This window comes from Pseudomonas agronomica (genome assembly GCF_025917275.1).
GTDB classification, from domain to species: domain Bacteria; phylum Pseudomonadota; class Gammaproteobacteria; order Pseudomonadales; family Pseudomonadaceae; genus Aquipseudomonas; species Aquipseudomonas agronomica.
The window spans coordinates 16,581-37,114 of the sequence record NZ_JAOSHO010000011.1 but is presented as its reverse complement, the minus strand read 5'-3'; the positions used below and the strand labels follow the sequence as shown (position 1 = coordinate 37,114).

Annotated in this window: 33 protein-coding genes and 1 pseudogene; 1 reads left to right on the top strand and 33 read right to left on the bottom strand. The window is 55.4% G+C overall.

The genetic code is table 11. The annotated features are described in order from the left end of the window. Window positions 1-359, top strand: a pseudogene (locus OC610_RS02365) (excinuclease ABC subunit UvrA); the annotation flags it as partial. 94 nt (window positions 360-453) lie between these two features. Here the strand turns inward: OC610_RS02365 and bfr are convergent. The 33 genes from bfr to rpsG all read right to left on the bottom strand — a co-directional run bounded on the left by bfr (window position 454) and on the right by rpsG (window position 20,444). Beyond that, the gene (gene bfr / locus OC610_RS02360) at window positions 454-918 is read right to left on the bottom strand and encodes a bacterioferritin (RefSeq protein ID WP_003186005.1); all 465 of its coding nucleotides are present in this window, start codon (window positions 916-918) and stop codon (window positions 454-456) included. Between the two features lie 157 nt (window positions 919-1,075). Then, window positions 1,076-2,524 (bottom strand): catalase, encoded by a 1,449-nt coding sequence (locus OC610_RS02355; protein WP_264426330.1) that lies wholly within the window; start codon window positions 2,522-2,524, stop codon window positions 1,076-1,078. Window positions 2,525-2,751: 227 nt separating this feature from the next. Then, window positions 2,752-3,138, bottom strand: coding sequence for a 50S ribosomal protein L17 (gene rplQ, locus OC610_RS02350; protein ID WP_003176402.1), 387 nt, complete (start codon window positions 3,136-3,138; stop codon window positions 2,752-2,754). A 42-nt stretch (window positions 3,139-3,180) separates the two neighbouring features. After that, window positions 3,181-4,182, bottom strand: coding sequence for a DNA-directed RNA polymerase subunit alpha (locus OC610_RS02345; RefSeq protein WP_003186012.1), 1,002 nt, complete (start codon window positions 4,180-4,182; stop codon window positions 3,181-3,183). Window positions 4,183-4,204: 22 nt separating this feature from the next. Next, window positions 4,205-4,825: a 30S ribosomal protein S4 gene (rpsD, locus tag OC610_RS02340; RefSeq protein WP_003176404.1), complete on the bottom strand. Its 621-nt coding sequence runs from the start codon at window positions 4,823-4,825 to the stop codon at window positions 4,205-4,207. Window positions 4,826-4,843: 18 nt separating this feature from the next. Continuing rightward, entirely contained in the window at window positions 4,844-5,233 is a 390-nt protein-coding gene (gene rpsK / locus OC610_RS02335; RefSeq protein ID WP_002555466.1) for a 30S ribosomal protein S11, read from the bottom strand. Between the two features lie 30 nt (window positions 5,234-5,263). Further along, window positions 5,264-5,620, bottom strand: coding sequence for a 30S ribosomal protein S13 (gene rpsM, locus OC610_RS02330; RefSeq protein ID WP_009045849.1), 357 nt, complete (start codon window positions 5,618-5,620; stop codon window positions 5,264-5,266). Between the two features lie 130 nt (window positions 5,621-5,750). Beyond that, complete coding sequence (rpmJ, locus tag OC610_RS02325) at window positions 5,751-5,867, bottom strand: 50S ribosomal protein L36 (RefSeq protein ID WP_002555468.1); 117 nt, start codon at window positions 5,865-5,867, stop codon at window positions 5,751-5,753. 30 nt (window positions 5,868-5,897) lie between these two features. Continuing rightward, window positions 5,898-7,226 (bottom strand): preprotein translocase subunit SecY, encoded by a 1,329-nt coding sequence (secY, locus tag OC610_RS02320; protein WP_030140491.1) that lies wholly within the window; start codon window positions 7,224-7,226, stop codon window positions 5,898-5,900. Continuing rightward, window positions 7,227-7,664 carry a 50S ribosomal protein L15 gene (gene rplO / locus OC610_RS02315; RefSeq protein WP_042729623.1) on the bottom strand — a complete coding sequence of 146 codons (438 nt, stop codon included), beginning with the start codon at window positions 7,662-7,664 and terminating at the stop codon, window positions 7,227-7,229. Window positions 7,665-7,667: 3 nt separating this feature from the next. Continuing rightward, the gene (rpmD, locus tag OC610_RS02310) at window positions 7,668-7,844 is read right to left on the bottom strand and encodes a 50S ribosomal protein L30 (RefSeq protein WP_003186033.1); all 177 of its coding nucleotides are present in this window, start codon (window positions 7,842-7,844) and stop codon (window positions 7,668-7,670) included. 2 nt (window positions 7,845-7,846) lie between these two features. Further along, window positions 7,847-8,347, bottom strand: a complete 501-nt coding sequence (gene rpsE / locus OC610_RS02305; protein ID WP_003186035.1) for a 30S ribosomal protein S5 — start codon at window positions 8,345-8,347, stop codon at window positions 7,847-7,849. 3 nt (window positions 8,348-8,350) lie between these two features. Continuing rightward, entirely contained in the window at window positions 8,351-8,701 is a 351-nt protein-coding gene (gene rplR, locus OC610_RS02300) for a 50S ribosomal protein L18 (RefSeq protein WP_003186037.1), read from the bottom strand. Between the two features lie 10 nt (window positions 8,702-8,711). After that, entirely contained in the window at window positions 8,712-9,245 is a 534-nt protein-coding gene (rplF, locus tag OC610_RS02295; RefSeq protein ID WP_003186039.1) for a 50S ribosomal protein L6, read from the bottom strand. Window positions 9,246-9,257: 12 nt separating this feature from the next. Continuing rightward, on the bottom strand, window positions 9,258-9,650 hold the full coding sequence (gene rpsH / locus OC610_RS02290) for a 30S ribosomal protein S8 (RefSeq protein ID WP_017848802.1): 393 nt from the start codon (window positions 9,648-9,650) through the stop codon (window positions 9,258-9,260). 210 nt (window positions 9,651-9,860) lie between these two features. Then, the gene (rpsN, locus tag OC610_RS02285) at window positions 9,861-10,166 is read right to left on the bottom strand and encodes a 30S ribosomal protein S14 (protein WP_003186042.1); all 306 of its coding nucleotides are present in this window, start codon (window positions 10,164-10,166) and stop codon (window positions 9,861-9,863) included. A 13-nt stretch (window positions 10,167-10,179) separates the two neighbouring features. Then, window positions 10,180-10,719 (bottom strand): 50S ribosomal protein L5, encoded by a 540-nt coding sequence (gene rplE, locus OC610_RS02280; RefSeq protein WP_030140492.1) that lies wholly within the window; start codon window positions 10,717-10,719, stop codon window positions 10,180-10,182. A 20-nt stretch (window positions 10,720-10,739) separates the two neighbouring features. Further along, window positions 10,740-11,054, bottom strand: a complete 315-nt coding sequence (rplX, locus tag OC610_RS02275) for a 50S ribosomal protein L24 (protein WP_003186046.1) — start codon at window positions 11,052-11,054, stop codon at window positions 10,740-10,742. 11 nt (window positions 11,055-11,065) lie between these two features. Further along, on the bottom strand, window positions 11,066-11,434 hold the full coding sequence (gene rplN / locus OC610_RS02270; protein WP_002555479.1) for a 50S ribosomal protein L14: 369 nt from the start codon (window positions 11,432-11,434) through the stop codon (window positions 11,066-11,068). A 23-nt stretch (window positions 11,435-11,457) separates the two neighbouring features. Continuing rightward, on the bottom strand, window positions 11,458-11,724 hold the full coding sequence (rpsQ, locus tag OC610_RS02265) for a 30S ribosomal protein S17 (RefSeq protein WP_003194644.1): 267 nt from the start codon (window positions 11,722-11,724) through the stop codon (window positions 11,458-11,460). Window positions 11,725-11,726: 2 nt separating this feature from the next. Then, window positions 11,727-11,918 carry a 50S ribosomal protein L29 gene (gene rpmC, locus OC610_RS02260; protein WP_002555481.1) on the bottom strand — a complete coding sequence of 64 codons (192 nt, stop codon included), beginning with the start codon at window positions 11,916-11,918 and terminating at the stop codon, window positions 11,727-11,729. Beyond that, window positions 11,918-12,331, bottom strand: coding sequence for a 50S ribosomal protein L16 (rplP, locus tag OC610_RS02255; protein WP_003186052.1), 414 nt, complete (start codon window positions 12,329-12,331; stop codon window positions 11,918-11,920). The genes rpmC and rplP overlap by 1 nt, the downstream gene beginning before the upstream one ends. A gap of 12 nt (window positions 12,332-12,343) precedes the next feature. Continuing rightward, window positions 12,344-13,030, bottom strand: a complete 687-nt coding sequence (rpsC, locus tag OC610_RS02250; RefSeq protein ID WP_003176422.1) for a 30S ribosomal protein S3 — start codon at window positions 13,028-13,030, stop codon at window positions 12,344-12,346. Between the two features lie 13 nt (window positions 13,031-13,043). Continuing rightward, window positions 13,044-13,376, bottom strand: a complete 333-nt coding sequence (rplV, locus tag OC610_RS02245; RefSeq protein ID WP_003103908.1) for a 50S ribosomal protein L22 — start codon at window positions 13,374-13,376, stop codon at window positions 13,044-13,046. Window positions 13,377-13,387: 11 nt separating this feature from the next. Further along, on the bottom strand, window positions 13,388-13,663 hold the full coding sequence (gene rpsS / locus OC610_RS02240; protein ID WP_002555486.1) for a 30S ribosomal protein S19: 276 nt from the start codon (window positions 13,661-13,663) through the stop codon (window positions 13,388-13,390). Window positions 13,664-13,679: 16 nt separating this feature from the next. Beyond that, entirely contained in the window at window positions 13,680-14,504 is an 825-nt protein-coding gene (gene rplB, locus OC610_RS02235; protein ID WP_003186055.1) for a 50S ribosomal protein L2, read from the bottom strand. A gap of 14 nt (window positions 14,505-14,518) precedes the next feature. Then, a complete protein-coding gene (rplW, locus tag OC610_RS02230; RefSeq protein ID WP_002555488.1) occupies window positions 14,519-14,818 on the bottom strand; it encodes a 50S ribosomal protein L23 in 300 nt (99 codons plus the stop codon). Further along, complete coding sequence (rplD, locus tag OC610_RS02225) at window positions 14,815-15,417, bottom strand: 50S ribosomal protein L4 (RefSeq protein WP_003186057.1); 603 nt, start codon at window positions 15,415-15,417, stop codon at window positions 14,815-14,817. Before rplD ends, rplW begins: the two co-directional genes overlap by 4 nt. A gap of 12 nt (window positions 15,418-15,429) precedes the next feature. After that, window positions 15,430-16,065, bottom strand: coding sequence for a 50S ribosomal protein L3 (gene rplC / locus OC610_RS02220; RefSeq protein ID WP_003186059.1), 636 nt, complete (start codon window positions 16,063-16,065; stop codon window positions 15,430-15,432). Window positions 16,066-16,145: 80 nt separating this feature from the next. Beyond that, entirely contained in the window at window positions 16,146-16,457 is a 312-nt protein-coding gene (rpsJ, locus tag OC610_RS02215; protein WP_003186070.1) for a 30S ribosomal protein S10, read from the bottom strand. Between the two features lie 155 nt (window positions 16,458-16,612). Then, on the bottom strand, window positions 16,613-17,806 hold the full coding sequence (gene tuf, locus OC610_RS02210) for an elongation factor Tu (protein WP_003186103.1): 1,194 nt from the start codon (window positions 17,804-17,806) through the stop codon (window positions 16,613-16,615). Window positions 17,807-17,837: 31 nt separating this feature from the next. Continuing rightward, complete coding sequence (gene fusA / locus OC610_RS02205) at window positions 17,838-19,943, bottom strand: elongation factor G (RefSeq protein WP_264426328.1); 2,106 nt, start codon at window positions 19,941-19,943, stop codon at window positions 17,838-17,840. A gap of 30 nt (window positions 19,944-19,973) precedes the next feature. Beyond that, window positions 19,974-20,444 carry a 30S ribosomal protein S7 gene (rpsG, locus tag OC610_RS02200; protein WP_003186074.1) on the bottom strand — a complete coding sequence of 157 codons (471 nt, stop codon included), beginning with the start codon at window positions 20,442-20,444 and terminating at the stop codon, window positions 19,974-19,976. Between the last annotated feature and the right edge of the window lie 90 nt (window positions 20,445-20,534).

Below are 20,534 nucleotides of genomic sequence, written 5' to 3'. Positions count from 1 at the left end.
CGACGACCTTGTCGGGCGGCGAGGCACAGCGGGTCAAGCTGTCGCGCGAGCTCTCCAAGCGCGATACCGGCAAGACGCTGTATATCCTCGATGAGCCGACCACCGGTTTGCACTTCGCCGATATCCAGCAGTTGCTCGATGTGCTCCACCGTCTTCGCGATCACGGCAACACCGTGGTGGTCATTGAACACAACCTGGACGTGATCAAGACCGCTGACTGGCTGGTGGACCTGGGTCCGGAAGGCGGTTCCAAGGGCGGCCAGATCATTGCCGTAGGGACGCCGGAGCAGGTGGCGGAGATGAAGCAGTCCCACACCGGGTATTACCTCAAGCCCCTGCTGGAGCGTGATCGGGACTGATCTCACCCGAGCATGAAAAAGCCCCTGCCATCTCATCGATGGCCGGGGCTTTTTGTTTCCCTGTGGGAGCGAGCTTGGTCCTACCGGGACCGCATCAGAACTGCGATTGCAGGTAGTTTTCCAACCCGATCAGCTTGATCAGGCCCAACTGCTTCTCCAGCCAGTAGGTGTGATCTTCTTCGGTATCGTTGAGCTGGATACGCAGGATCTCGCGGGTCACGTAGTCGTTGTGCTGCTCGCATAACTCAATGCCTTTGCACAGCGCGGCGCGAACCTTGTATTCCAGGCGAAGGTCGGCGGCGAGCATGTCGGGCACGGTGGTACCGACGTCCAGGTCGTCCGGGCGCATGCGCGGCGTGCCTTCGAGCATAAGGATCCGGCGCATCAACGCATCAGCGTGCTGTGCCTCTTCTTCCATCTCATGGTTGATACGTTCGTAGAGCTCGGTAAAACCCCAATCCTCGTACATCCGCGAATGGATGAAATATTGATCACGGGCTGCCAGCTCGCCGGTCAGCAACGTGTTGAGGTAATCGATTACGTCTGGGTGACCTTGCATCGCCCTACATCTCCACAAGCTTTGAAGGCTCTAGTTTGAACCAAGCTGACTGCAAGGTCACTCGTCTAGCGCAACAAAAGTTAAGAAAATCCAAGAAAAGAAGGTTAAATAACGCAAAAACCGCCCTAATGAGGGCGGTTCTGCTTCTCGTTTAGACTTAGTTAAGCTGTACGCCCAGCGCCTTGGCGATACCTTCCCCGTAAGCAGCGTCTGCCTTGAAGAAATGCTGCAGTTGGCGATCAACCACATCCGCCGAAACGCCGCCCATCGCGCCAGCAACGTTGCTGATCAGCAGCGCTTTCTGCTCGTCGCTCATCAAGCGGAACAGCGCACCCGCGTGACTGTAGTAATCGGTGTCTTCGCGATGATCATAACGATCCGCCGCACCGCTCAGGGCCAATGCCGGCTCCGCATAATGTGGCGCCTGCTTTGGCGATTCGACATAGCTGTTAGGCTCATAATTAGGAGCCGCGCCACCATTGCTGCCGAACGCCATCGCACCGTCACGCTGGTAGGTATTGACCGGGCTGCGCGGCGCATTCACCGGCAGTTGCTGATGATTGGTACCTACGCGGTAGCGGTGCGCATCAGCGTAGGCAAATACACGGCCCTGCAGCATGCGATCAGGCGACAGTCCTACACCCGGCACCATGTTGCTCGGCCCGAATGCCGCTTGCTCCACCTCGGCGAAGTAGTTGAGCGGATTGCGATTGAGCTCGAGTACGCCGACTTCGATCAACGGAAATTCTTTCTGCGACCAGGTCTTGGTTACATCGAACGGATTCTCGTAATGAGCCGAGGCCTGTGCCTCGGTCATGATCTGGATGCAGACGTTCCATTTAGGGAAGTCGCCGCGCTCGATCGCATTGAACAAGTCACGCTGAGCGTAATCCGGGTCGGTACCTGCCAGACGAGCAGCTTCGGCCGGCGCCAGGTTCTTGATCCCTTGCTGGGTCTTGTAGTGCCATTTAACCCAATGACGCTCACCCTGGGCATTGATCAGGCTGTAGGTATGACTGCCGAAGCCATGCATGTGGCGGTAGCCGTCAGGAATGCCGCGATCAGAGAACAGGATGGTGATCTGGTGCAGCGCCTCTGGAGAGTGCGACCAGAAGTCCCACATCATCTGCGCACTTTTGAGATTGCTTTGCGGCAAGCGTTTTTGCGTGTGGATGAAATCTGGAAATTTCAGCGGGTCACGAATGAAGAACACGGGCGTGTTGTTGCCCACGATGTCCCAGTTACCTTCTTCGGTGTAGAACTTCAGGGCGAAACCGCGTGGATCGCGCTCAGTGTCGGCGGAGCCGCGCTCACCGCCAACGGTTGAGAAGCGAAGGAACGTCGGCGTCTGCTTGCCCACCGAATCGAACAGCTTAGCGCTGGTGTATTGGGTGATGTCACGGGTTACGGTGAAGGTGCCGTATGCGCCTGACCCTTTGGCGTGCACACGGCGCTCGGGAATGTTTTCGCGGTTGAAATGAGCAAGCTTCTCGATCAAGTGGAAATCATCGAGCAGCAGCGGGCCACGTGGGCCGGCGGAGCGAGAGTTCTGGTTATCGGCGACAGGAGCGCCACTGGCGGTCGTAAGCGTTTTGGTCTGGCTCATGCTCAATTCTTCCTAGGTCGGTCTTCGGACTGCCGGCTAATCGGCTGGAGAGGAGTATTGATCATGTTAGTGACAGTATCCAAATTCATTAAATCATGGACATCGATAGTCATTATCTAATATTGAAGACTTGCCGATAGCCAGGCCAGGCGAAACGCCCTGCAAGCTTTTCATGCAGACACAAAAAACCGGGCACTAGGCCCGGTTCTTCGTTGCAGACTGTCGTCTTACTCGGCGCTTACAGCTTCGCCGGCAGTAGCACGATCAACCAACTCGACGTACGCCATAGGCGCGTTGTCGCCAGCGCGGAAACCGCACTTGAGGATGCGCAGGTAGCCACCCTCACGGGTAGCGTAACGCTTGCCCAGGTCGTTGAAGAGCTTACCAACGATAGCTTTCGAACGAGTACGGTCGAAAGCCAGGCGGCGGTTAGCCAGGCTGTCTGTCTTGGCCAGAGTGATCAGCGGCTCGGCAACGCGGCGCAGTTCTTTGGCTTTCGGCAGTGTAGTTTTGATCAGCTCGTGCTCGAACAGCGACACCGCCATGTTTTGAAACATGGCCTTGCGGTGCGAGCTGGTGCGGCTCAGGTGACGACCACTTTTACGATGACGCATGGTTCATTCCTTACCAAACACAACGTTCGGTGATTACGACGATCAGGCAGTCGCCTTGTCGTCCTTCTTAAGACTTGCAGGCGGCCAGTTGTCGAGGCGCATGCCGAGGGACAGACCGCGGGAGGCCAGAACGTCCTTGATTTCAGTCAAGGATTTCTTGCCAAGGTTCGGAGTCTTCAACAGCTCTACTTCGGTACGCTGAATCAGGTCGCCGATGTAGTAGATGTTTTCCGCCTTAAGGCAGTTAGCCGAACGTACAGTCAGTTCCAGATCGTCAACCGGGCGAAGCAGGATCGGATCGATCTCGTCTTCCTGCTCGACAACCACTGGCTCACTGTCACCCTTGAGGTCGACGAACGCAGCCAACTGCTGTTGCAGGATGGTTGCTGCACGACGGATAGCCTCTTCAGGATCCAGGGTACCGTTGGTTTCCAGATCAATAACCAGCTTGTCCAGGTTGGTACGCTGCTCGACACGGGCGTTTTCCACCACGTATGCGATACGGCGAACCGGGCTGAACGAAGAGTCAAGCTGCAAGCGACCGATGCTGCGGCTTTCGTCTTCATCGCTCTGACGCGAGTCTGCCGGTTCATAACCACGACCACGAGCTACGGTGAGCTTCATGTTCAGGGCGCCGTTAGACGCCAGGTTAGCGATTACGTGATCGGGGTTAACGATCTCGACATCATGATCCAGCTGAATATCGGCAGCGGTAACCACCCCCGAACCCTTCTTCGACAAGGTCAGCGTAACTTCGTCACGACCGTGCAGCTTGATAGCCAGACCTTTAAGGTTCAACAGGATTTCAATTACGTCTTCCTGTACACCTTCGATGGCGCTGTACTCGTGGAGCACACCGTCAATCTCGGCCTCGACTACTGCACAGCCGGGCATTGAGGACAACAGGATGCGGCGCAGCGCGTTGCCCAGGGTGTGGCCGAAACCACGCTCGAGAGGCTCGAGTGTGATCTTGGCGCGGGTTGGACTGACAACCTGCACATCAATATGGCGGGGTGTCAGGAACTCATTTACCGAAATCTGCATGGATGCACCTATTTTCTAGCCCTTACTTGGAGTAGAGCTCGACAATCAGGCTTTCGTTGATGTCGGCGGACAGATCACTGCGAGCAGGAACGTTCTTGAAAACGCCCGACTTCTTCTCAGTGTCTACTTCTACCCATTCTACGCGGCCACGTTGGGCACACAGATCGAGAGCTTGGACAATGCGAAGTTGGTTCTTTGCTTTCTCGCGAACAGCAACCACGTCACCAGCACGAACCTGGTAGGACGGAACGTTCACGGTCTGACCGTTAACGCTGATCGACTTGTGCGATACCAGCTGACGGGATTCGGCACGAGTAGAACCGAAACCCATACGGTATACAACGTTGTCCAGGCGGCATTCGAGCAGTTGCAACAGGTTTTCGCCGGTTGCGCCTTTCTTGCCAGCAGCTTCTTTGTAGTAGCCGCTGAATTGACGCTCGAGAACGCCGTAGATACGACGGACCTTCTGCTTTTCACGCAGTTGGGTGCCGTAGTCGGACTGGCGACCGCGGCGTTGGCCGTGGATACCAGGTGCTGCTTCAATGTTGCACTTCGATTCGATCGCGCGCACGCCGCTCTTCAGGAAGAGATCGGTGCCTTCGCGACGAGCGAGTTTGCATTTTGGACCAATGTAACGAGCCATTCTTTACAATCTCCTGGATTACACGCGGCGCTTCTTCGGCGGACGGCACCCGTTGTGCGGGATTGGCGTCACGTCGGTGATGCTGGCGATCTTGTAGCCACAGCCGTTCAAAGCGCGGACTGCGGATTCACGACCTGGACCTGGACCTTTGACGTTGACGTCGAGGTTTTTCAGGCCGTATTCCAGCGCAGCTTGACCAGCACGCTCAGCAGCTACTTGAGCAGCGAACGGGGTGGACTTGCGGGAACCGCGGAAACCCGAACCACCGGAGGTAGCCCAGGAAAGAGCGTTACCTTGACGGTCGGTAATGGTCACGATGGTGTTGTTAAAAGAAGCATGGATGTGGGCGATGCCATCAACCACTGTCTTTTTAACTTTTTTACGAGGACGAGCAGCAGGTTTTGCCATGATTAAATTCCTGTCGATTCGCTGGGGCGATTACTTGCGGATCGGCTTACGCGGACCTTTACGGGTACGCGCGTTGGTCTTGGTACGCTGACCGCGTACTGGCAGACCACGACGATGACGCAGACCGCGATAGCAACCGAGGTCCATCAAGCGCTTGATTTTCATGTTGATTTCGCGACGCAGGTCACCTTCAGTGGTGAACTTCGCCACTTCGCCACGCAGCTGTTCAATTTGCTCGTCGCTCAGATCCTTGATCTTTGCGGCTGGGTTGACCCCAGTCTCTGCACAAATTTTCTGTGCAGTAGTGCGACCAACACCATAGATGTAGGTCAGCGAGATAACAGTATGCTTGTTATCTGGAATGTTGACGCCTGCAATACGGGCCATTCAGTGGGACTCCAATTGACAGCTACCTACGCCCCGGAAGCCAAGAAATAGGGCGCGAGATAATATCGCTGTAATAACAAATAATCAACCCGGCAGCGCACTAGCTGCCGGGCTTAAAGCACAATCACACTCAGCCTTGGCGCTGTTTGTGACGCGGTTCCGCGCTGCAAATTACCCGAACAACACCTTCGCGGCGAATAATCTTGCAGTTACGGCACAGCTTTTTCACCGATGCACGAACTTTCATCACCAACTCCTCGAACCTTATGGACGCTACTCAGCGCAACATGCCGCTGCCGTAGCCCTTCAGGTTGGCTTTCTTCATCAGGGATTCGTACTGGTGCGAAACGAGGTGCGATTGTACTTGGGACATGAAGTCCATCACAACCACGACCACGATCAGCAACGAGGTCCCGCCAAGGTAGAACGGTACGTTTGCCGCAACCACCAGGAACTGGGGAAGCAGGCAGACGGCCGTCATGTAAAGAGCACCGAACATGGTCAAGCGAGTCAGAACGCCATCAATGTAGCGCGCAGACTGCTCACCAGGACGGATGCCCGGAATAAAGGCACCGGACTTCTTCAGGTTTTCCGCTACGTCTTTCGGATTGAACATCAACGCCGTATAGAAGAAGCAGAAGAAAATAATCCCTGCACTAAACAGCAGAATATTCAACGGCTGACCAGGAGCGATCGACTGCGAGATGTCCTGCAACCAGCCCATACCTTCAGACTGGCCGAACCAGGCACCCAACGAAGCCGGGAACAGCAGGATGCTGCTCGCGAAAATGGCCGGGATAACGCCGGCCATGTTCACCTTCAACGGCAAGTGGCTGGTCTGCGCAGCAAACACCTTGCGGCCCTGCTGACGCTTGGCGTAGTGAACAGCAATACGACGCTGGCCACGCTCAATGAACACCACGAAACCGATAATCGCTACTGCCAGCAAACCGATGGCAACCAAGGCAAAAATGTTGATATCGCCCTGACGCGCAGACTCGAAAGACTGCCCGATTGCTCTCGGAAGACCGGCGACGATACCTGCGAAAATCAACATCGAGATACCGTTGCCAACACCACGCTCAGTAATCTGCTCACCCAGCCACATCATGAACATTGCGCCCGCCACAAACGTGGTTACCGCAACGAAATGGAAGCTAAAGTCACCAGTGAACGATACGCCCTGCCCCGCCAGGCCAATGGACATGCCAATGGCTTGAACGAGAGCGAGGACGACAGTGCCGTAGCGGGTGTACTGGCTGATCTTGCGACGGCCAGCTTCACCTTCCTTCTTCAACTGCTCCAGCTGCGGGCTGACGGCGGTCATCAACTGCATGATGATCGATGCCGAGATGTACGGCATGATCCCCAGTGCAAAGATGCTCATCCGTTCCAGCGCGCCGCCGGAAAACATGTTGAACAAGCTAAGAATGGTCCCCTCATTCTGTCGAAACAGGTCCGCGAGTCGGTCCGGGTTGATACCTGGAACCGGGATGTGTGCGCCTATTCGGTAGACGATAATCGCCAGGAACAGAAAACGCAGACGAGCCCAGAGTTCAGACATACCGCCTTTGCCGAGCGCAGAGAGAGCACCTTGCTTAGCCATTTATTCCTCGAACTTGCCGCCAGCTGCTTCGATAGCCGCACGCGCACCTTTGGTGGCGCCGATTCCCTTTCCGATGGTGACAGCACGAGCAACTTCGCCCGACAGCATGATTTTCACACGCTGAACGTTCTGGTTGATCACGTTGGCATCCTTCAGGGACTGCACAGTGACGACGTCGCCGTCCACTTTGGCCAGCTCGGACAGACGCACTTCTGCGCGGTCCATGGCTTTCAGGGAAACGAAACCGAACTTCGGCAGGCGACGATGCAGCGGCTGTTGACCGCCTTCAAAGCCTGGAGCAATGGTGCCACCGGAGCGGGAGGTCTGACCTTTGTGGCCACGGCCACCGGTCTTGCCCAAACCACTACCGATACCACGACCCGGACGATGCTTTTCGCGACGGGAACCCGGCGCTGGACTCAGATCATTGAGTTTCATCGATTAACCCTCGACACGCAGCATGTAGTAAGCCTTGTTGATCATCCCGCGATTCTCGGGAGTATCCAGGACTTCTACAGTGTGACCGATGCGACGCAGACCCAGACCCTTAACGCACAGTTTGTGGTTAGGGATGCGGCCGGTCATGCTTTTGATCAGCGTAACTTTTACGGTAGCCATGATCAGAAGATCTCCTTGACGCTTTTGCCACGCTTGGCGGCAATGGATTCAGGAGACTGCATTGCTTTCAAACCCTTGAAAGTGGCGTGAACCACGTTTACCGGGTTAGTCGAGCCGTAGCACTTGGCCAGAACGTTCTGAACGCCAGCAACTTCGAGGACAGCACGCATAGCGCCGCCAGCGATGATACCGGTACCTTCAGAAGCAGGCTGCATGTACACCTTCGAAGCGCCATGGGCGGACTTCATTGCGTACTGCAGGGTGGTGCCGTTCAGATCAACCTGGATCATGTTGCGGCGAGCAGCTTCCATTGCCTTCTGGATCGCAGCAGGCACTTCACGCGACTTGCCACGGCCGAAGCCAACACGGCCCTTACCATCACCCACCACGGTCAACGCGGTGAAAGTGAAGATACGGCCGCCTTTAACGGTTTTGGCTACGCGGTTAACTTGAACCAGCTTCTCGATGTAGCCTTCGTCGCGCTTTTGGTCGTTATTTGACATAACTTAGAACTCCAGCCCAGCTTCACGAGCAGCATCAGCCAGCGCCTTGACGCGGCCGTGGTACTTGAAGCCAGAGCGGTCGAAAGCCACCTGCGAGACGCCAGCGGCTTTAGCACGCGTAGCGACCAGCTGGCCAACCTTAGTGGCCGCGTCGATGTTGCCAGTGGCACCATCACGCAGTTCTTTATCCAAAGTCGAGGCACTTGCCAGGACTTTGTTGCCGTCGGCCGAAATGACCTGGGCGTAGATGTGCTGCGACGAACGGAACACGCAGAGACGCACGACTTCGAGTTCGTGCATTTTCAGGCGTGCTTTGCGAGCGCGACGCAGTCGAGTAACTTTTTTGTCGGTCATTTGCTATGCCCTACTTCTTCTTGGCTTCTTTACGACGGACGACTTCGTCCGCGTAGCGCACACCCTTGCCTTTGTACGGCTCTGGTGGACGGAAGTCGCGGATCTCGGCGGCCACTTGACCTACCAGCTGCTTGTCGATGCCCTTGATCAGGATATCGGTCTGGCTAGGAGTCTCAGCGGTGATGCCTTCCGGCAGTTCATAATCCACTGGGTGCGAGAAGCCAAGAGCCAGGTTCAGCACTGTGCCTTTTGCTTGCGCTTTGTAACCAACACCGACCAGCTGGAGCTTACGCTCGAAGCCTTGGCTTACGCCTTGGACCATGTTGTTTACCAACGCACGAGTGGTACCAGCCATTGCGCGAGTCTGTTGATCGCCATTGCGAGCAGCGAAACGCAGCTCACCAGCTTCTTCAACGATCTCAACGGACGAATGGATGTTCAGTTGCAGAGTGCCCTTGGCACCCTTCACCGAAAGCTGTTGGCCTGCGAATTTGACTTCGACACCGGCTGGCAGCTTAACGGGGTTCTTAGCGACGCGTGACATGCTTATCCCCCCTTAGAACACAGTGCAAAGAACTTCGCCGCCGACACCGGCAGCGCGCGCAGCACGATCCGTCATCACACCTTTGTTGGTGGAGACGATAGACACGCCCAGGCCGCCACGAACTTTCGGCAGATCCTCAACGGACTTGTACTGACGCAGGCCAGGACGGCTAACGCGCTTCACTTCCTCGATGACCGGACGGCCTTCGAAGTACTTCAGCTCGATGGACAGCAGAGGCTTGATTTCGCTGCTGATCTGATAACCCGCAATGTAACCTTCGTCCTTCAGGACTTTGGCAACAGCTACCTTCAACGTAGAAGATGGCATGCTTACGACGGACTTTTCAGCCATCTGGGCATTACGGATACGAGTTAGCATGTCCGCTAACGGGTCCTGCATACTCATGGGCTAGACGCTCCTAATACACAAAAAATTAGCCTTTCGGCTAGTACGTGTCGCCGAGCGCATCCGTGCAACAAAAACACGGGCTCAGGCGAGCCGGGTATTCTAGACACACCCCGGAAATGAATCAAGCCCCAAAAGGGGCTTGATTCAAGTTCAAGGCCACCGATGGTCAGGATCTTGCGACCCCGAACATCGTGACTTTGACAGTGCTTACCAGCTGGCTTTGACCAGACCTGGAACGTCACCACGCATAGCAGCTTGACGCAGCATGTTACGGCCGAGGCCGAACTTGCGGTACACGCCGTGCGGACGACCAGTCAGGCGGCAGCGGTTACGCATGCGCGAAGCGCTCGCGTCACGTGGCTGCTTCTGCAGTGCTACGGTAGCTTCCCAACGCGCTTCTGGACTTGCGTTCAGATCAACGATGATAGCTTTCAGCGCTGCACGCTTGGTGGCGTACTTGGCAACGGTGAGCTGACGCTTCAGCTCACGGTTCTTCATGCTCTTCTTGGCCATTGTCCTACTCCAATCAGTTGCGGAACGGGAATTTGAAAGCACGCAGCAACGCGCGACCTTCTTCATCCGTCCGAGCAGTGGTGGTCAGGGTAATGTCCAGACCGCGGAGAGCATCGATCTTGTCGTAATCGATTTCCGGGAAAATGATCTGCTCTTTCACGCCCATGCTGTAGTTGCCACGACCATCGAAGGACTTGGCATTCAGGCCGCGGAAGTCGCGAACCCGAGGCAGGGAGATCGACAGCAGACGATCCAGGAACTCGTACATACGCTCACGGCGCAGGGTCACTTTGACGCCGATCGGCCAACCTTCACGGACTTTAAAGCCAGCGATGGATTTCCGAGCGTAGGTCACGACGACTTTCTGGCCGGTGATCTTTTCCAGGTCGGCAACTGCGTGCTCGATGACTTTTTTGTCGCCGATCGCTTCGCCCAGACCCATGTTCAGGGTGATTTTGGTAACGCGCGGAACTTCCATCACGTTCGAAAGCTTAAGTTCTTCCTTAAGTTTCGGTGCGATTTCCTTCCGGTAAATCTCTTTTAGTCGTGCCATGGTCTTCTACCTAGCAGTGTTCAAGCATCAACCGCTTTTTGGGTCGACTTGAAGACACGAATTTTCTTACCGTCTTCTACTTTGAAACCAACGCGGTCAGCCTTGTTGGTTTCGCCGTTGAAAATGGCGACGTTGGAAGCGTGCAGTGGCGCTTCTTTCTCGACGATACCGCCCTGTACGCCCGACATCGGGTTAGGCTTGGTATGACGCTTGACCAGGTTCAGACCACCAACAACCAGACGGTTGTCAGCAAGAACCTTCAGCACCTTACCGCGCTTACCCTTGTCTTTGCCGGCGATCACGATGATCTCGTCGTCACGACGAATCTTTTGCATGTCGGATCTCCTTACAGCACTTCTGGGGCGAGCGAGACGATCTTCATGAACTTCTCAGTACGAAGTTCACGGGTCACTGGCCCAAAGATACGGGTGCCGATTGGCTCTTGCTTGTTGTTCAACAGAACAGCAGCGTTGCCATCAAAGCGGATGATGGAGCCGTCAGCACGACGAACACCGTGGCGAGTGCGGACTACAACAGCAGTCATCACTTGACCTTTCTTCACCTTACCGCGAGGAATTGCTTCCTTGACGGTAACTTTGATGATGTCACCGATACCAGCGTAACGACGATGGGAGCCACCCAGCACCTTGATGCACATAACGCGGCGAGCGCCGCTGTTATCGGCCACATCGAGCATGGATTGAGTCTGAATCATATAATTTCTCCGACCCCTAGCCCTTAGACTTCCACAGCGCGTTCGAGAACATCAACCAGCGCCCAAGACTTGGTCTTGGCCATCGGACGAGTTTCACGAATAGTGACCTTGTCGCCGATGTGGCACTGATTGGTTTCGTCGTGCGCGTGCAGCTTAGTCGAACGCTTAACGTATTTACCGTAGATCGGGTGCTTAACGCGACGCTCGATCAGAACGGTGATGGTTTTGTCCATCTTGTCGCTGACAACACGGCCAGTCAGCGTACGGACAGTTTTTTCGGCTTCAGCCATGATCACTTACCTGCCTGCTGGTTGAGCACAGTTTTCACGCGAGCGATGTCACGCTTAACTTGCGAGAGCAGATGAGACTGCCCCAACTGGCCAGTTGCTTTCTGCATACGCAGATTGAACTGGTCGCGCAGCAGGCCGAGCAGTTGCTCGTTCAGCTGCTGTGCGGATTTTTCACGAAGTTCATTCGCTTTCATCACATCACCGTCCGTTTAACAAAGGAGGTGGCGAGCGGCAGCTTTGCAGCAGCCAGGGCGAAAGCCTCACGCGCCAGCTCTTCAGAAACACCCTCGATTTCATACAGGACTTTGCCTGGCTGAATCTGGGCAACCCAGTACTCCACGTTACCCTTACCTTTACCCATCCGAACTTCGAGTGGCTTCTTGGTGACAGGCTTGTCCGGGAATACACGGATCCAGATCTTGCCGCCACGTTTTACGTGACGGGTCAGAGCACGACGCGCTGACTCGATCTGACGAGCGGTGAGACGACCACGAGCAACAGACTTCAGCGCGAACTCGCCGAAGCTGACTTTGCTACCGCGCAATGCCAGGCCACGGTTGTGACCGGTCATCTGCTTGCGGAACTTCGTACGCTTTGGTTGCAACATTTGGCGTACCCCTTACTTAGCAGCTTTTTTACGAGGCGCTGGTGCTTGTGGCTTCAGTTCTTCTTGGCGACCACCAATTACTTCGCCTTTGAAGATCCAAACCTTTACACCGATCACACCGTAGGTGGTGTGAGCTTCGTAGTTGGCATAGTCGATGTCGGCACGCAGGGTGTGCAGTGGCACACGACCTTCGCGATACCATTCAGTACGTGCGATTTCAGCACCGCCGAGACGACCGCTCACTTGGATTTTGATGCCTTTGGCACCAATGCGCATTGCGTTCTGTACAGCGCGTTTCATAGCGCGACGGAACATTACACGGCGCTCCAGCTGCTGAGCTACGCTCTGCGCAACCAGCATACCGTCGAGTTCCGGCTTGCGGATCTCTTCGATATTGATGTGCACAGGCACACCCATTTGCTTGGTCAGGTCCTGACGCAGTTTCTCAACATCTTCACCTTTCTTCCCGATAACGATACCTGGGCGAGCGGTGTGGATGGTGATACGTGCAGTCTGAGCCGGACGATGGATATCGATACGGCTGACGGACGCGCTTTTTAGTTTGTCTTGGAGATACTCACGCACCTTCAGATCAGCGAACAAGTAGTCCGCATAAGTCCGACCGTCTGCGTACCAGACGGAGGTGTGCTCCTTGACGATTCCCAGGCGAATGCCAATGGGATGTACTTTCTGACCCATCTCTTCGACTCCGTTACTTGTCAGCAACCTTGACAGTGATATGGCAAGACCGCTTGACGATGCGATCAGCACGGCCTTTGGCACGTGGCATGATGCGCTTCAGCGAACGCCCTTCGTTGACGAAAACGGTGCTGACCTTCAGGTCATCAACGTCTGCGCCTTCGTTATGCTCGGCGTTGGCTACGGCCGACTCCAGCACTTTTTTCATGATCTCGGCGGCTTTCTTACTGCTGAAAGCCAACAGGTTGAGCGCTTCGCCCACCTTCTTCCCGCGGATCTGGTCGGCGACCAAGCGGGCTTTCTGGGCGGAGATTCGAGCGCCCGACAACTTAGCGGCTACTTCCATTTCCTAACCCCTTAACGCTTGGCTTTCTTGTCTGCCACGTGCCCACGATAAGTGCGGGTACCGGCGAACTCGCCCAGTTTGTGGCCGACCATGTCTTCGTTAACGAGAACTGGGACGTGTTGACGACCGTTGTGTACTGCGATGGTCAGACCGACCATTTGTGGCAGGATCATCGAACGACGCGACCAGGTCTTAACTGGTTTGCGATCGTTCTTTTCCGCCGCCACTTCGATCTTCTTCAGTAGGTGAAGATCAATAAAAGGACCTTTTTTCAGAGAACGTGGCACTGTCGTATCCCTCTATTTACTTGCGACGACGGACGATCATTTTGTCGGTACGCTTATTACCACGAGTCTTCGCGCCCTTAGTCGGGAAGCCCCATGGCGATACCGGATGACGACCACCAGAGGTACGACCTTCACCACCACCATGTGGGTGGTCAACCGGGTTCATGGCAACACCACGAACGGTTGGGCGAACGCCACGCCAGCGCTTGGCACCAGCTTTACCCAACGAACGCAGGCTGTGCTCGGAGTTCGAGACTTCGCCCAGGGTCGCACGGCATTCAGCCAGTACTTTACGCATCTCACCAGAACGCAGACGCAGGGTCACGTAGACACCTTCACGAGCGATCAGCTGAGCCGAAGCACCAGCGGAACGAGCGATTTGCGCGCCTTTACCTGGCTTCAATTCGATGCCGTGTACGGTGCTACCAACTGGAATGTTGCGCAGTTGCAGAGCGTTGCCCGGCTTGATCGGCGCCAAGGCACCTGCGATCAGCTGGTCGCCAGCGCTCACGCCTTTAGGGGCGATGATGTAGCGACGCTCGCCATCTGCGTACAGCAGCAGAGCGATGTGAGCAGTACGGTTTGGATCGTATTCGATACGCTCGACGGTGGCAGCGATGCCATCCTTGTCGTTGCGACGGAAGTCGACCAGACGGTAATGCTGCTTATGACCACCACCAATGTGACGAGTGGTAATACGGCCATTGTTGTTACGACCACCAGACTTCGATTTTTTCTCGAGCAGCGGTGCGTGAGGAGCGCCTTTATGCAGCTCCTGGTTGACCACCTTGACCACAAAACGGCGGCCAGGGGAAGTCGGTTTGCATTTAACGATTGCCATGATGCACCCCTTCCTTACTCAGCACTGCTGCTGAAATCGAGATCTTGGCCTGGCTGAAGGGAGATAACTGCCTTCTTCCAGTCATTACGCTTGCCCAGACCGCGAGCAGTGCGCTTGCTTTTACCCAGAACGTTCAGGGTAGTCACGCGCTCTACTTTCACGCTGAACAGGCTTTCGACGGCCTTCTTGATTTCCAGCTTGGTTGCGTCGGTAGCAACCTTGAAAACGAACTGGCCTTTCTTGTCTGCCAGAACCGTAGCCTTCTCGGAAACGTGCGGGCCAAGCAGAACTTTAAATACGCGTTCCTGGTTCATCCCAGCAGCTCCTCGAATTTCTTCACGGCCGACACGGTGATCAACACCTTGTCGTATGCGATCAGACTGACCGGATCGGAACCTTGCACGTCACGAACATCGACGTGTGGCAGGTTGCGAGCAGCCAGGTACAGGTTCTGATCAACAGCGTCAGACACGATCAGGACGTCAGTCAGGCCCATGCCATTCAGCTTGTTCAGCAGATCTTTGGTTTTCGGTGCTTCAACAGCGAAGTCCTGAACCACGACCAGACGATCAGTACGCACCAGCTCAGCAAGGATGGAACGCATTGCTGCGCGGTACATCTTCTTGTTCAGCTTCTGGGAGTGATCCTGAGGACGAGCTGCGAAAGTGGTACCGCCGCCACGCCAGATTGGGCTACGGATAGTACCGGCACGAGCACGGCCAGTACCTTTCTGACGCCATGGGCGCTTACCGCCACCAGAAACGTCGGAACGGGTCTTTTGCTGCTTGCTACCTTGACGGCCGCCAGCCATGTAGGCCACGACTGCTTGGTGAACCAGCGTCTCGTTGAATTCGCCGCCAAATGTCAGTTCGGAAACTTCGATCGCTTGAGCGTCATTTACATTTAATTGCATGTCAGCTTCCCCTTAACCGCGAGCCTTGGCTGCTGGACGTACAACCAAGTTGCCGCCAGTAGCGCCAGGAACAGCGCCCTTGACCAACAACAGATTGCGTTCAGCGTCCACGCGCACTACTTCGAGGGACTGCACGGTCACGCGCTCGGCGCCCATATGACCGGACATTTTCTTGCCCTTGAATACACGACCAGGAGTCTGGCACTGGCCGATAGAGCCTGGAACGCGGTGGGATACGGAGTTACCGTGGGTGTTATCTTGCCCGCGGAAGTTCCAACGCTTGATCGTACCCTGGAAGCCTTTACCCTTGGACTGACCGGTTACATCAACCAGTTGACCAGCGGCGAAGATTTCAGCGTTGATCAGATCGCCGGCCTGGTACTCGCCTTCTTCAAGACGGAATTCCATTACGGTACGACCAGCGGCTACGTTCGCCTTGGCGAAGTGGCCAGCCTGAGCTGCTGTTACACGCGAAGCGCGACGCTCGCCGACAGTGACTTGCACTGCACGATAGCCATCGGTCTCTTCAGTTTTGAACTGGGTGACGCGATTCGGCTCGATCTCAATGACCGTGACCGGAATGGAGACACCTTCTTCGGTGAAAATACGGGTCATACCGCATTTACGACCGACTACACCAATAGTCATGTTGTAAACCTCATGAGTGTACGGGGCTTTCACCCGCTATGGCCGCCCATTTCAGAGCGTTACACGACTAAGACCGAGTCTTAGCCGAGGCTGATCTGCACTTCCACACCGGCCGCAAGATCAAGCTTCATAAGAGCATCAACGGTTTTATCCGTTGGCTGGACGATGTCCAGAACGCGCTTATGAGTACGGATCTCGTACTGGTCACGCGCGTCTTTGTTGACGTGCGGGGAGACCAGAACGGTGAACCGCTCTTTACGGGTAGGCAGTGGAATTGGACCACGCACTTGAGCACCAGTACGTTTCGCGGTTTCCACGATTTCCTGGGTGGATTGGTCGATCAGGCGATGGTCAAAAGCCTTCAACCTGATACGGATTTGCTGATTTTGCATTGGATTTCAGACTCCGGCTGCTATTCCCACCGGGCGCAATACGCCCGTTAAAAGGAGGCGCAATTCTATAGACGCCCCTGATAGGTGTCAACCCAATAAAAAAGCCCCCGCTAAGCGGGGGCTTTCCTGTTCATCGAGCCGACTCTGAAAGAGTCTTATTCGATGACTTTAGCTACGACGCCGGCGCCGACGGTACGACCGCCTTCACGGATAGCGAAACGCAGGCCGTCTTCCATTGCGATGGTCTTGATCAGGGTAACAGTCATCTGAATGTTGTCACCTGGCATTACCATTTCAACGCCTTCTGGCAGCTCGCAGTTACCAGTCACGTCAGTTGTACGGAAGTAGAACTGTGGACGGTAGCCTTTGAAGAACGGAGTGTGACGACCGCCTTCTTCCTTGCTCAGAACGTAGACTTCTGCGGTGAACTTGGTGTGCGGCTTGACGGTGCCTGGCTTGACCAGAACCTGGCCACGCTCAACGTCGTCACGCTTGGTGCCGCGCAGCAGCACGCCGCAGTTCTCGCCAGCACGACCTTCGTCGAGCAGCTTGCGGAACATTTCAACGCCGGTGCAGGTAGTTTTCTGAGTATCGCGCAGACCGACGATCTCAACTTCTTCCTGGATACGGACGATGCCACGCTCAACACGACCGGTTACAACAGTACCGCGACCGGAGATCGAGAATACGTCTTCGATTGGCATCAGGAACGGCTTGTCGATAGCACGCTCTGGCTCTGGGATGTAGCTGTCCAGAGTTTCCACCAGCTTCTTGACAGCAGTGGTGCCCATTTCGTTGTCGTCTTGGCCGTTCAGAGCCATCAGAGCCGAACCGATGATGATTGGAGTGTCATCACCTGGGAAGTCGTAAGTGCTCAGCAGGTCGCGCACTTCCATCTCAACCAGCTCCAGCAGCTCAGCGTCGTCAACCATGTCAGCCTTGTTCAGGAAGACAACGATGTACGGAACGCCTACCTGACGGGACAGCAGGATGTGCTCACGGGTTTGTGGCATCGGACCATCGGCGGCCGAGCAAACCAGGATCGCGCCGTCCATCTGGGCAGCACCGGTGATCATGTTTTTTACGTAGTCGGCGTGACCTGGGCAGTCAACGTGTGCGTAGTGACGCACGGCCGAATCGTATTCAACGTGAGCGGTGTTGATGGTGATACCGCGAGCTTTTTCTTCCGGGGCGCTGTCGATCTTGTCGAAGTCAACCTTGGCCGAACCGAAAACTTCGGAGCAGACACGGGTCAGAGCAGCGGTCAGGGTAGTTTTACCGTGGTCAACGTGGCCGATGGTGCCAACGTTGACGTGCGGTTTGTTCCGTTCAAATTTTTCTTTAGCCACGACAATTAACTCCTAGCTTAAAGGGGCTGGATCAGCCTTGCTTTTTGGTAACAGTCTCGACGATATGCGACGGAGCTGTATTGTATTTTTTGAATTCCATAGAGTAGCTTGCGCGACCCTGAGACATGGAGCGAACGTCGGTTGCGTAACCGAACATCTCACCCAACGGAACCTCGGCGCGGATAACCTTGCCGGAAACCGTATCTTCCATACCCAGAATCATGCCACGACGACGGTTAAGGTCGCCCATGACATCACCCATGTAGTCTTCAGGCGTAACGACTTCTACCGCCATGATAGGTTCAAGCAACTCACCACCGCCCTTCTGGGCCAGTTGCTTGGTAGCCATGGAAGCAGCCACCTTGAACGCCATCTCGTTGGAGTCGACGTCGTGGTAAGAACCGTCGAACACGGTCGCCTTCAGGCCGATCAGCGGATAGCCGGCAACTACGCCGTTCTTCATCTGCTCTTCGATACCCTTCTGGATCGCCGGGATGTATTCCTTCGGAACCACACCACCTACGACTTCGTTCAGGAATTGCAGACCTTCCTGACCTTCGTCAGCAGGAGCAAAACGGATCCAGCAGTGACCGAACTGGCCACGACCGCCGGACTGGCGAACGAACTTGCCTTCGATTTCACAGCTCTTCGTGATGCGCTCACGATAGGAAACCTGAGGCTTACCGATGTTGGCTTCGACGTTGAACTCACGGCGCATCCGGTCAACCAGGATGTCCAGGTGCAGCTCGCCCATGCCGGAGATGATCGTCTGACCAGTCTCTTCATCAGTCTTGACACGGAAAGACGGGTCTTCCTGAGCAAGCTTGCCCAGAGCGATACCCATTTTTTCCTGGTCATCCTTGGTCTTAGGCTCAACGGCAACCGAAATAACCGGCTCCGGGAAGTCCATGCGAACCAGGATGATTGGCTTGTCAGCGTTGCACAAGGTCTCGCCAGTGGTGACGTCCTTCATGCCGATCAAGGCCGCGATGTCGCCAGCGCGCACTTCCTTGATTTCTTCACGGGCGTTTGCGTGCATCTGCACCATACGACCCACGCGCTCTTTCTTGCCTTTCACCGAGTTGATCACGCCGTCGCCGGATGCCAACACGCCCGAGTAAACTCGAACAAAGGTCAAGGTACCCACGAATGGGTCGGTAGCGATCTTGAATGCCAAGGCCGCGAACGGCTCGTCATCACTTGCGTGACGCTCCATTTCCTCTTCCTCGTTATCAGGGTTGGAACCCTTGATAGCAGGAATGTCGGTTGGAGCAGGCAGGAAGTCGATCACGGCGTCGAGAACCAGGGGAACACCCTTGTTCTTGAAGGAAGAACCGCAAACAGCCAGAACGATCTCACCAGCGATAGTACGCTGACGCAGAGCGGCCTTGATTTCGTCGTTGGTGAGCTCTTCACCTTCGAGGTACTTGTTCATCAGCTCTTCGCTGGCTTCGGCTGCTGCCTCAACCATGTTGCTGCGCCATTGCTCGGCTTCTTCCAACAGCTCGGCAGGAATGTCCTTGCGAACAGGGACCATACCCTTGTCGGAGTCATTCCAGTACACGGCCTGCATGTTGATCAGGTCGATCTGGCCCTGGAAGTTGTCTTCCGAACCGATAGCGAGCTGGATAGGCACCGGAGTGTGACCCAGACGCTGCTTGATCTGACCGATCACGCGCAGGAAGTTGGCGCCAGCACGGTCCATCTTGTTTACATAAACAAGACGTGGAACGCCGTATTTGTTGGCCTGACGCCATACGGTTTCCGACTGAGGCTCAACACCCGAAGTACCACAGAACACAACGACCGCGCCGTCGAGTACACGCAGGGAACGCTCAACTTCAATGGTGAAGTCTACGTGGCCCGGGGTATCGATAACGTTGAAACGATGCTCGTGCGGGTACTGCTTCTCAGAACCTTTCCAGAAGGCGGTGATAGCAGCAGAAGTAATGGTAATACCACGCTCCTGCTCCTGAACCATCCAGTCTGTGGTCGCGGCGCCGTCATGCACCTCGCCCATTTTGTGACTTTTGCCGGTGTAAAAAAGGACGCGCTCGGTGGTGGTGGTTTTACCAGCATCCACGTGAGCAACGATACCGATGTTACGGTAGCGGTTAATCGGTGTAGTACGAGCCATAAAGCCCTCGCAAATTGAGTGACGCTAAAATTAGAAGCGGTAGTGCGAGAAAGCCTTGTTGGCTTCAGCCATACGGTGCACGTCTTCACGCTTCTTAACTGCAGCACCTTTACCTTCAGCAGCGTCCAACAGTTCACCAGCCAAACGCAGGGCCATGGACTTCTCGCCGCGCTTGCGGGCGAAGTCTACCAGCCAGCGCATTGCCAGGGCGTTACGACGGGAAGGACGAACTTCGACCGGAACCTGGTAAGTAGCACCGCCTACACGGCGCGACTTCACTTCGACCAGCGGAGCGATGGCGTCGAGAGCTTTCTCGAAGATTTCCAGGGGATCGCTGTTCTTGCGTTCCTTAACTTTGTCCAGTGCGCCATAAACGATACGCTCGGCAACGGCTTTCTTGCCGCTTTCCATAACGTGGTTCATGAACTTGGCGAGAATCTGGCTTCCGTATTTCGGATCGTCCAGAATCTCACGTTTGGCTGCTACGCGACGTCTTGGCATGATAAGCCCTCAAGCGGTCTTCAGGTTAGCCCGGGACAGCAGATGCGTGCCCGACCTTACTCTTATCGACTCAATAAAAATGAAAAACTG

Excerpts from the sequence above, each read along its gene's own strand:
- bfr (WP_003186005.1), bottom strand. The coding sequence starts at position 918 with ATGCAAGGTCACCCAGACGTAATCGATTACCTCAACACGTTGCTGACC.
- OC610_RS02355 (WP_264426330.1), bottom strand. The coding sequence starts at position 2,524 with ATGAGCCAGACCAAAACGCTTACGACCGCCAGTGGCGCTCCTGTCGCC.
- rplQ (WP_003176402.1), bottom strand. The coding sequence starts at position 3,138 with ATGCGTCATCGTAAAAGTGGTCGTCACCTGAGCCGCACCAGCTCGCAC.
- OC610_RS02345 (WP_003186012.1), bottom strand. The coding sequence starts at position 4,182 with ATGCAGATTTCGGTAAATGAGTTCCTGACACCCCGCCATATTGATGTG.
- rpsD (WP_003176404.1), bottom strand. The coding sequence starts at position 4,825 with ATGGCTCGTTACATTGGTCCAAAATGCAAACTCGCTCGTCGCGAAGGC.
- rpsK (WP_002555466.1), bottom strand. The coding sequence starts at position 5,233 with ATGGCAAAACCTGCTGCTCGTCCTCGTAAAAAAGTTAAAAAGACAGTG.
- rpsM (WP_009045849.1), bottom strand. The coding sequence starts at position 5,620 with ATGGCCCGTATTGCAGGCGTCAACATTCCAGATAACAAGCATACTGTT.
- rpmJ (WP_002555468.1), bottom strand. The coding sequence starts at position 5,867 with ATGAAAGTTCGTGCATCGGTGAAAAAGCTGTGCCGTAACTGCAAGATT.
- secY (WP_030140491.1), bottom strand. The coding sequence starts at position 7,226 with ATGGCTAAGCAAGGTGCTCTCTCTGCGCTCGGCAAAGGCGGTATGTCT.
- rplO (WP_042729623.1), bottom strand. The coding sequence starts at position 7,664 with ATGAAACTCAATGATCTGAGTCCAGCGCCGGGTTCCCGTCGCGAAAAG.
- rpmD (WP_003186033.1), bottom strand. The coding sequence starts at position 7,844 with ATGGCTACCGTAAAAGTTACGCTGATCAAAAGCATGACCGGCCGCATC.
- rpsE (WP_003186035.1), bottom strand. The coding sequence starts at position 8,347 with ATGTCAAATAACGACCAAAAGCGCGACGAAGGCTACATCGAGAAGCTG.
- rplR (WP_003186037.1), bottom strand. The coding sequence starts at position 8,701 with ATGACCGACAAAAAAGTTACTCGACTGCGTCGCGCTCGCAAAGCACGC.
- rplF (WP_003186039.1), bottom strand. The coding sequence starts at position 9,245 with ATGTCACGCGTCGCTAAGAACCCCGTTAAGCTGCCAGCCGGTGTCGAA.
- rpsH (WP_017848802.1), bottom strand. The coding sequence starts at position 9,650 with ATGAGTATGCAGGACCCGTTAGCGGACATGCTAACTCGTATCCGTAAT.
- rpsN (WP_003186042.1), bottom strand. The coding sequence starts at position 10,166 with ATGGCCAAGAAGAGCATGAAGAACCGTGAGCTGAAGCGTCAGCTCACC.
- rplE (WP_030140492.1), bottom strand. The coding sequence starts at position 10,719 with ATGGCACGACTAAAAGAGATTTACCGGAAGGAAATCGCACCGAAACTT.
- rplX (WP_003186046.1), bottom strand. The coding sequence starts at position 11,054 with ATGCAAAAGATTCGTCGTGACGACGAGATCATCGTGATCGCCGGCAAA.
- rplN (WP_002555479.1), bottom strand. The coding sequence starts at position 11,434 with ATGATTCAGACTCAATCCATGCTCGATGTGGCCGATAACAGCGGCGCT.
- rpsQ (WP_003194644.1), bottom strand. The coding sequence starts at position 11,724 with ATGGCTGAAGCCGAAAAAACTGTCCGTACGCTGACTGGCCGTGTTGTC.
- rpmC (WP_002555481.1), bottom strand. The coding sequence starts at position 11,918 with ATGAAAGCGAATGAACTTCGTGAAAAATCCGCACAGCAGCTGAACGAG.
- rplP (WP_003186052.1), bottom strand. The coding sequence starts at position 12,331 with ATGTTGCAACCAAAGCGTACGAAGTTCCGCAAGCAGATGACCGGTCAC.
- rpsC (WP_003176422.1), bottom strand. The coding sequence starts at position 13,030 with ATGGGTCAGAAAGTACATCCCATTGGCATTCGCCTGGGAATCGTCAAG.
- rplV (WP_003103908.1), bottom strand. The coding sequence starts at position 13,376 with ATGGAAGTAGCCGCTAAGTTGTCGGGCGCTCGAATCTCCGCCCAGAAA.
- rplB (WP_003186055.1), bottom strand. The coding sequence starts at position 14,504 with ATGGCAATCGTTAAATGCAAACCGACTTCCCCTGGCCGCCGTTTTGTG.
- rplW (WP_002555488.1), bottom strand. The coding sequence starts at position 14,818 with ATGAACCAGGAACGCGTATTTAAAGTTCTGCTTGGCCCGCACGTTTCC.
- rplD (WP_003186057.1), bottom strand. The coding sequence starts at position 15,417 with ATGCAATTAAATGTAAATGACGCTCAAGCGATCGAAGTTTCCGAACTG.
- rplC (WP_003186059.1), bottom strand. The coding sequence starts at position 16,065 with ATGACTATTGGTGTAGTCGGTCGTAAATGCGGTATGACCCGTATTTTC.
- rpsJ (WP_003186070.1), bottom strand. The coding sequence starts at position 16,457 with ATGCAAAATCAGCAAATCCGTATCAGGTTGAAGGCTTTTGACCATCGC.
- fusA (WP_264426328.1), bottom strand. The coding sequence starts at position 19,943 with ATGGCTCGTACTACACCGATTAACCGCTACCGTAACATCGGTATCGTT.
- rpsG (WP_003186074.1), bottom strand. The coding sequence starts at position 20,444 with ATGCCAAGACGTCGCGTAGCAGCCAAACGTGAGATTCTGGACGATCCG.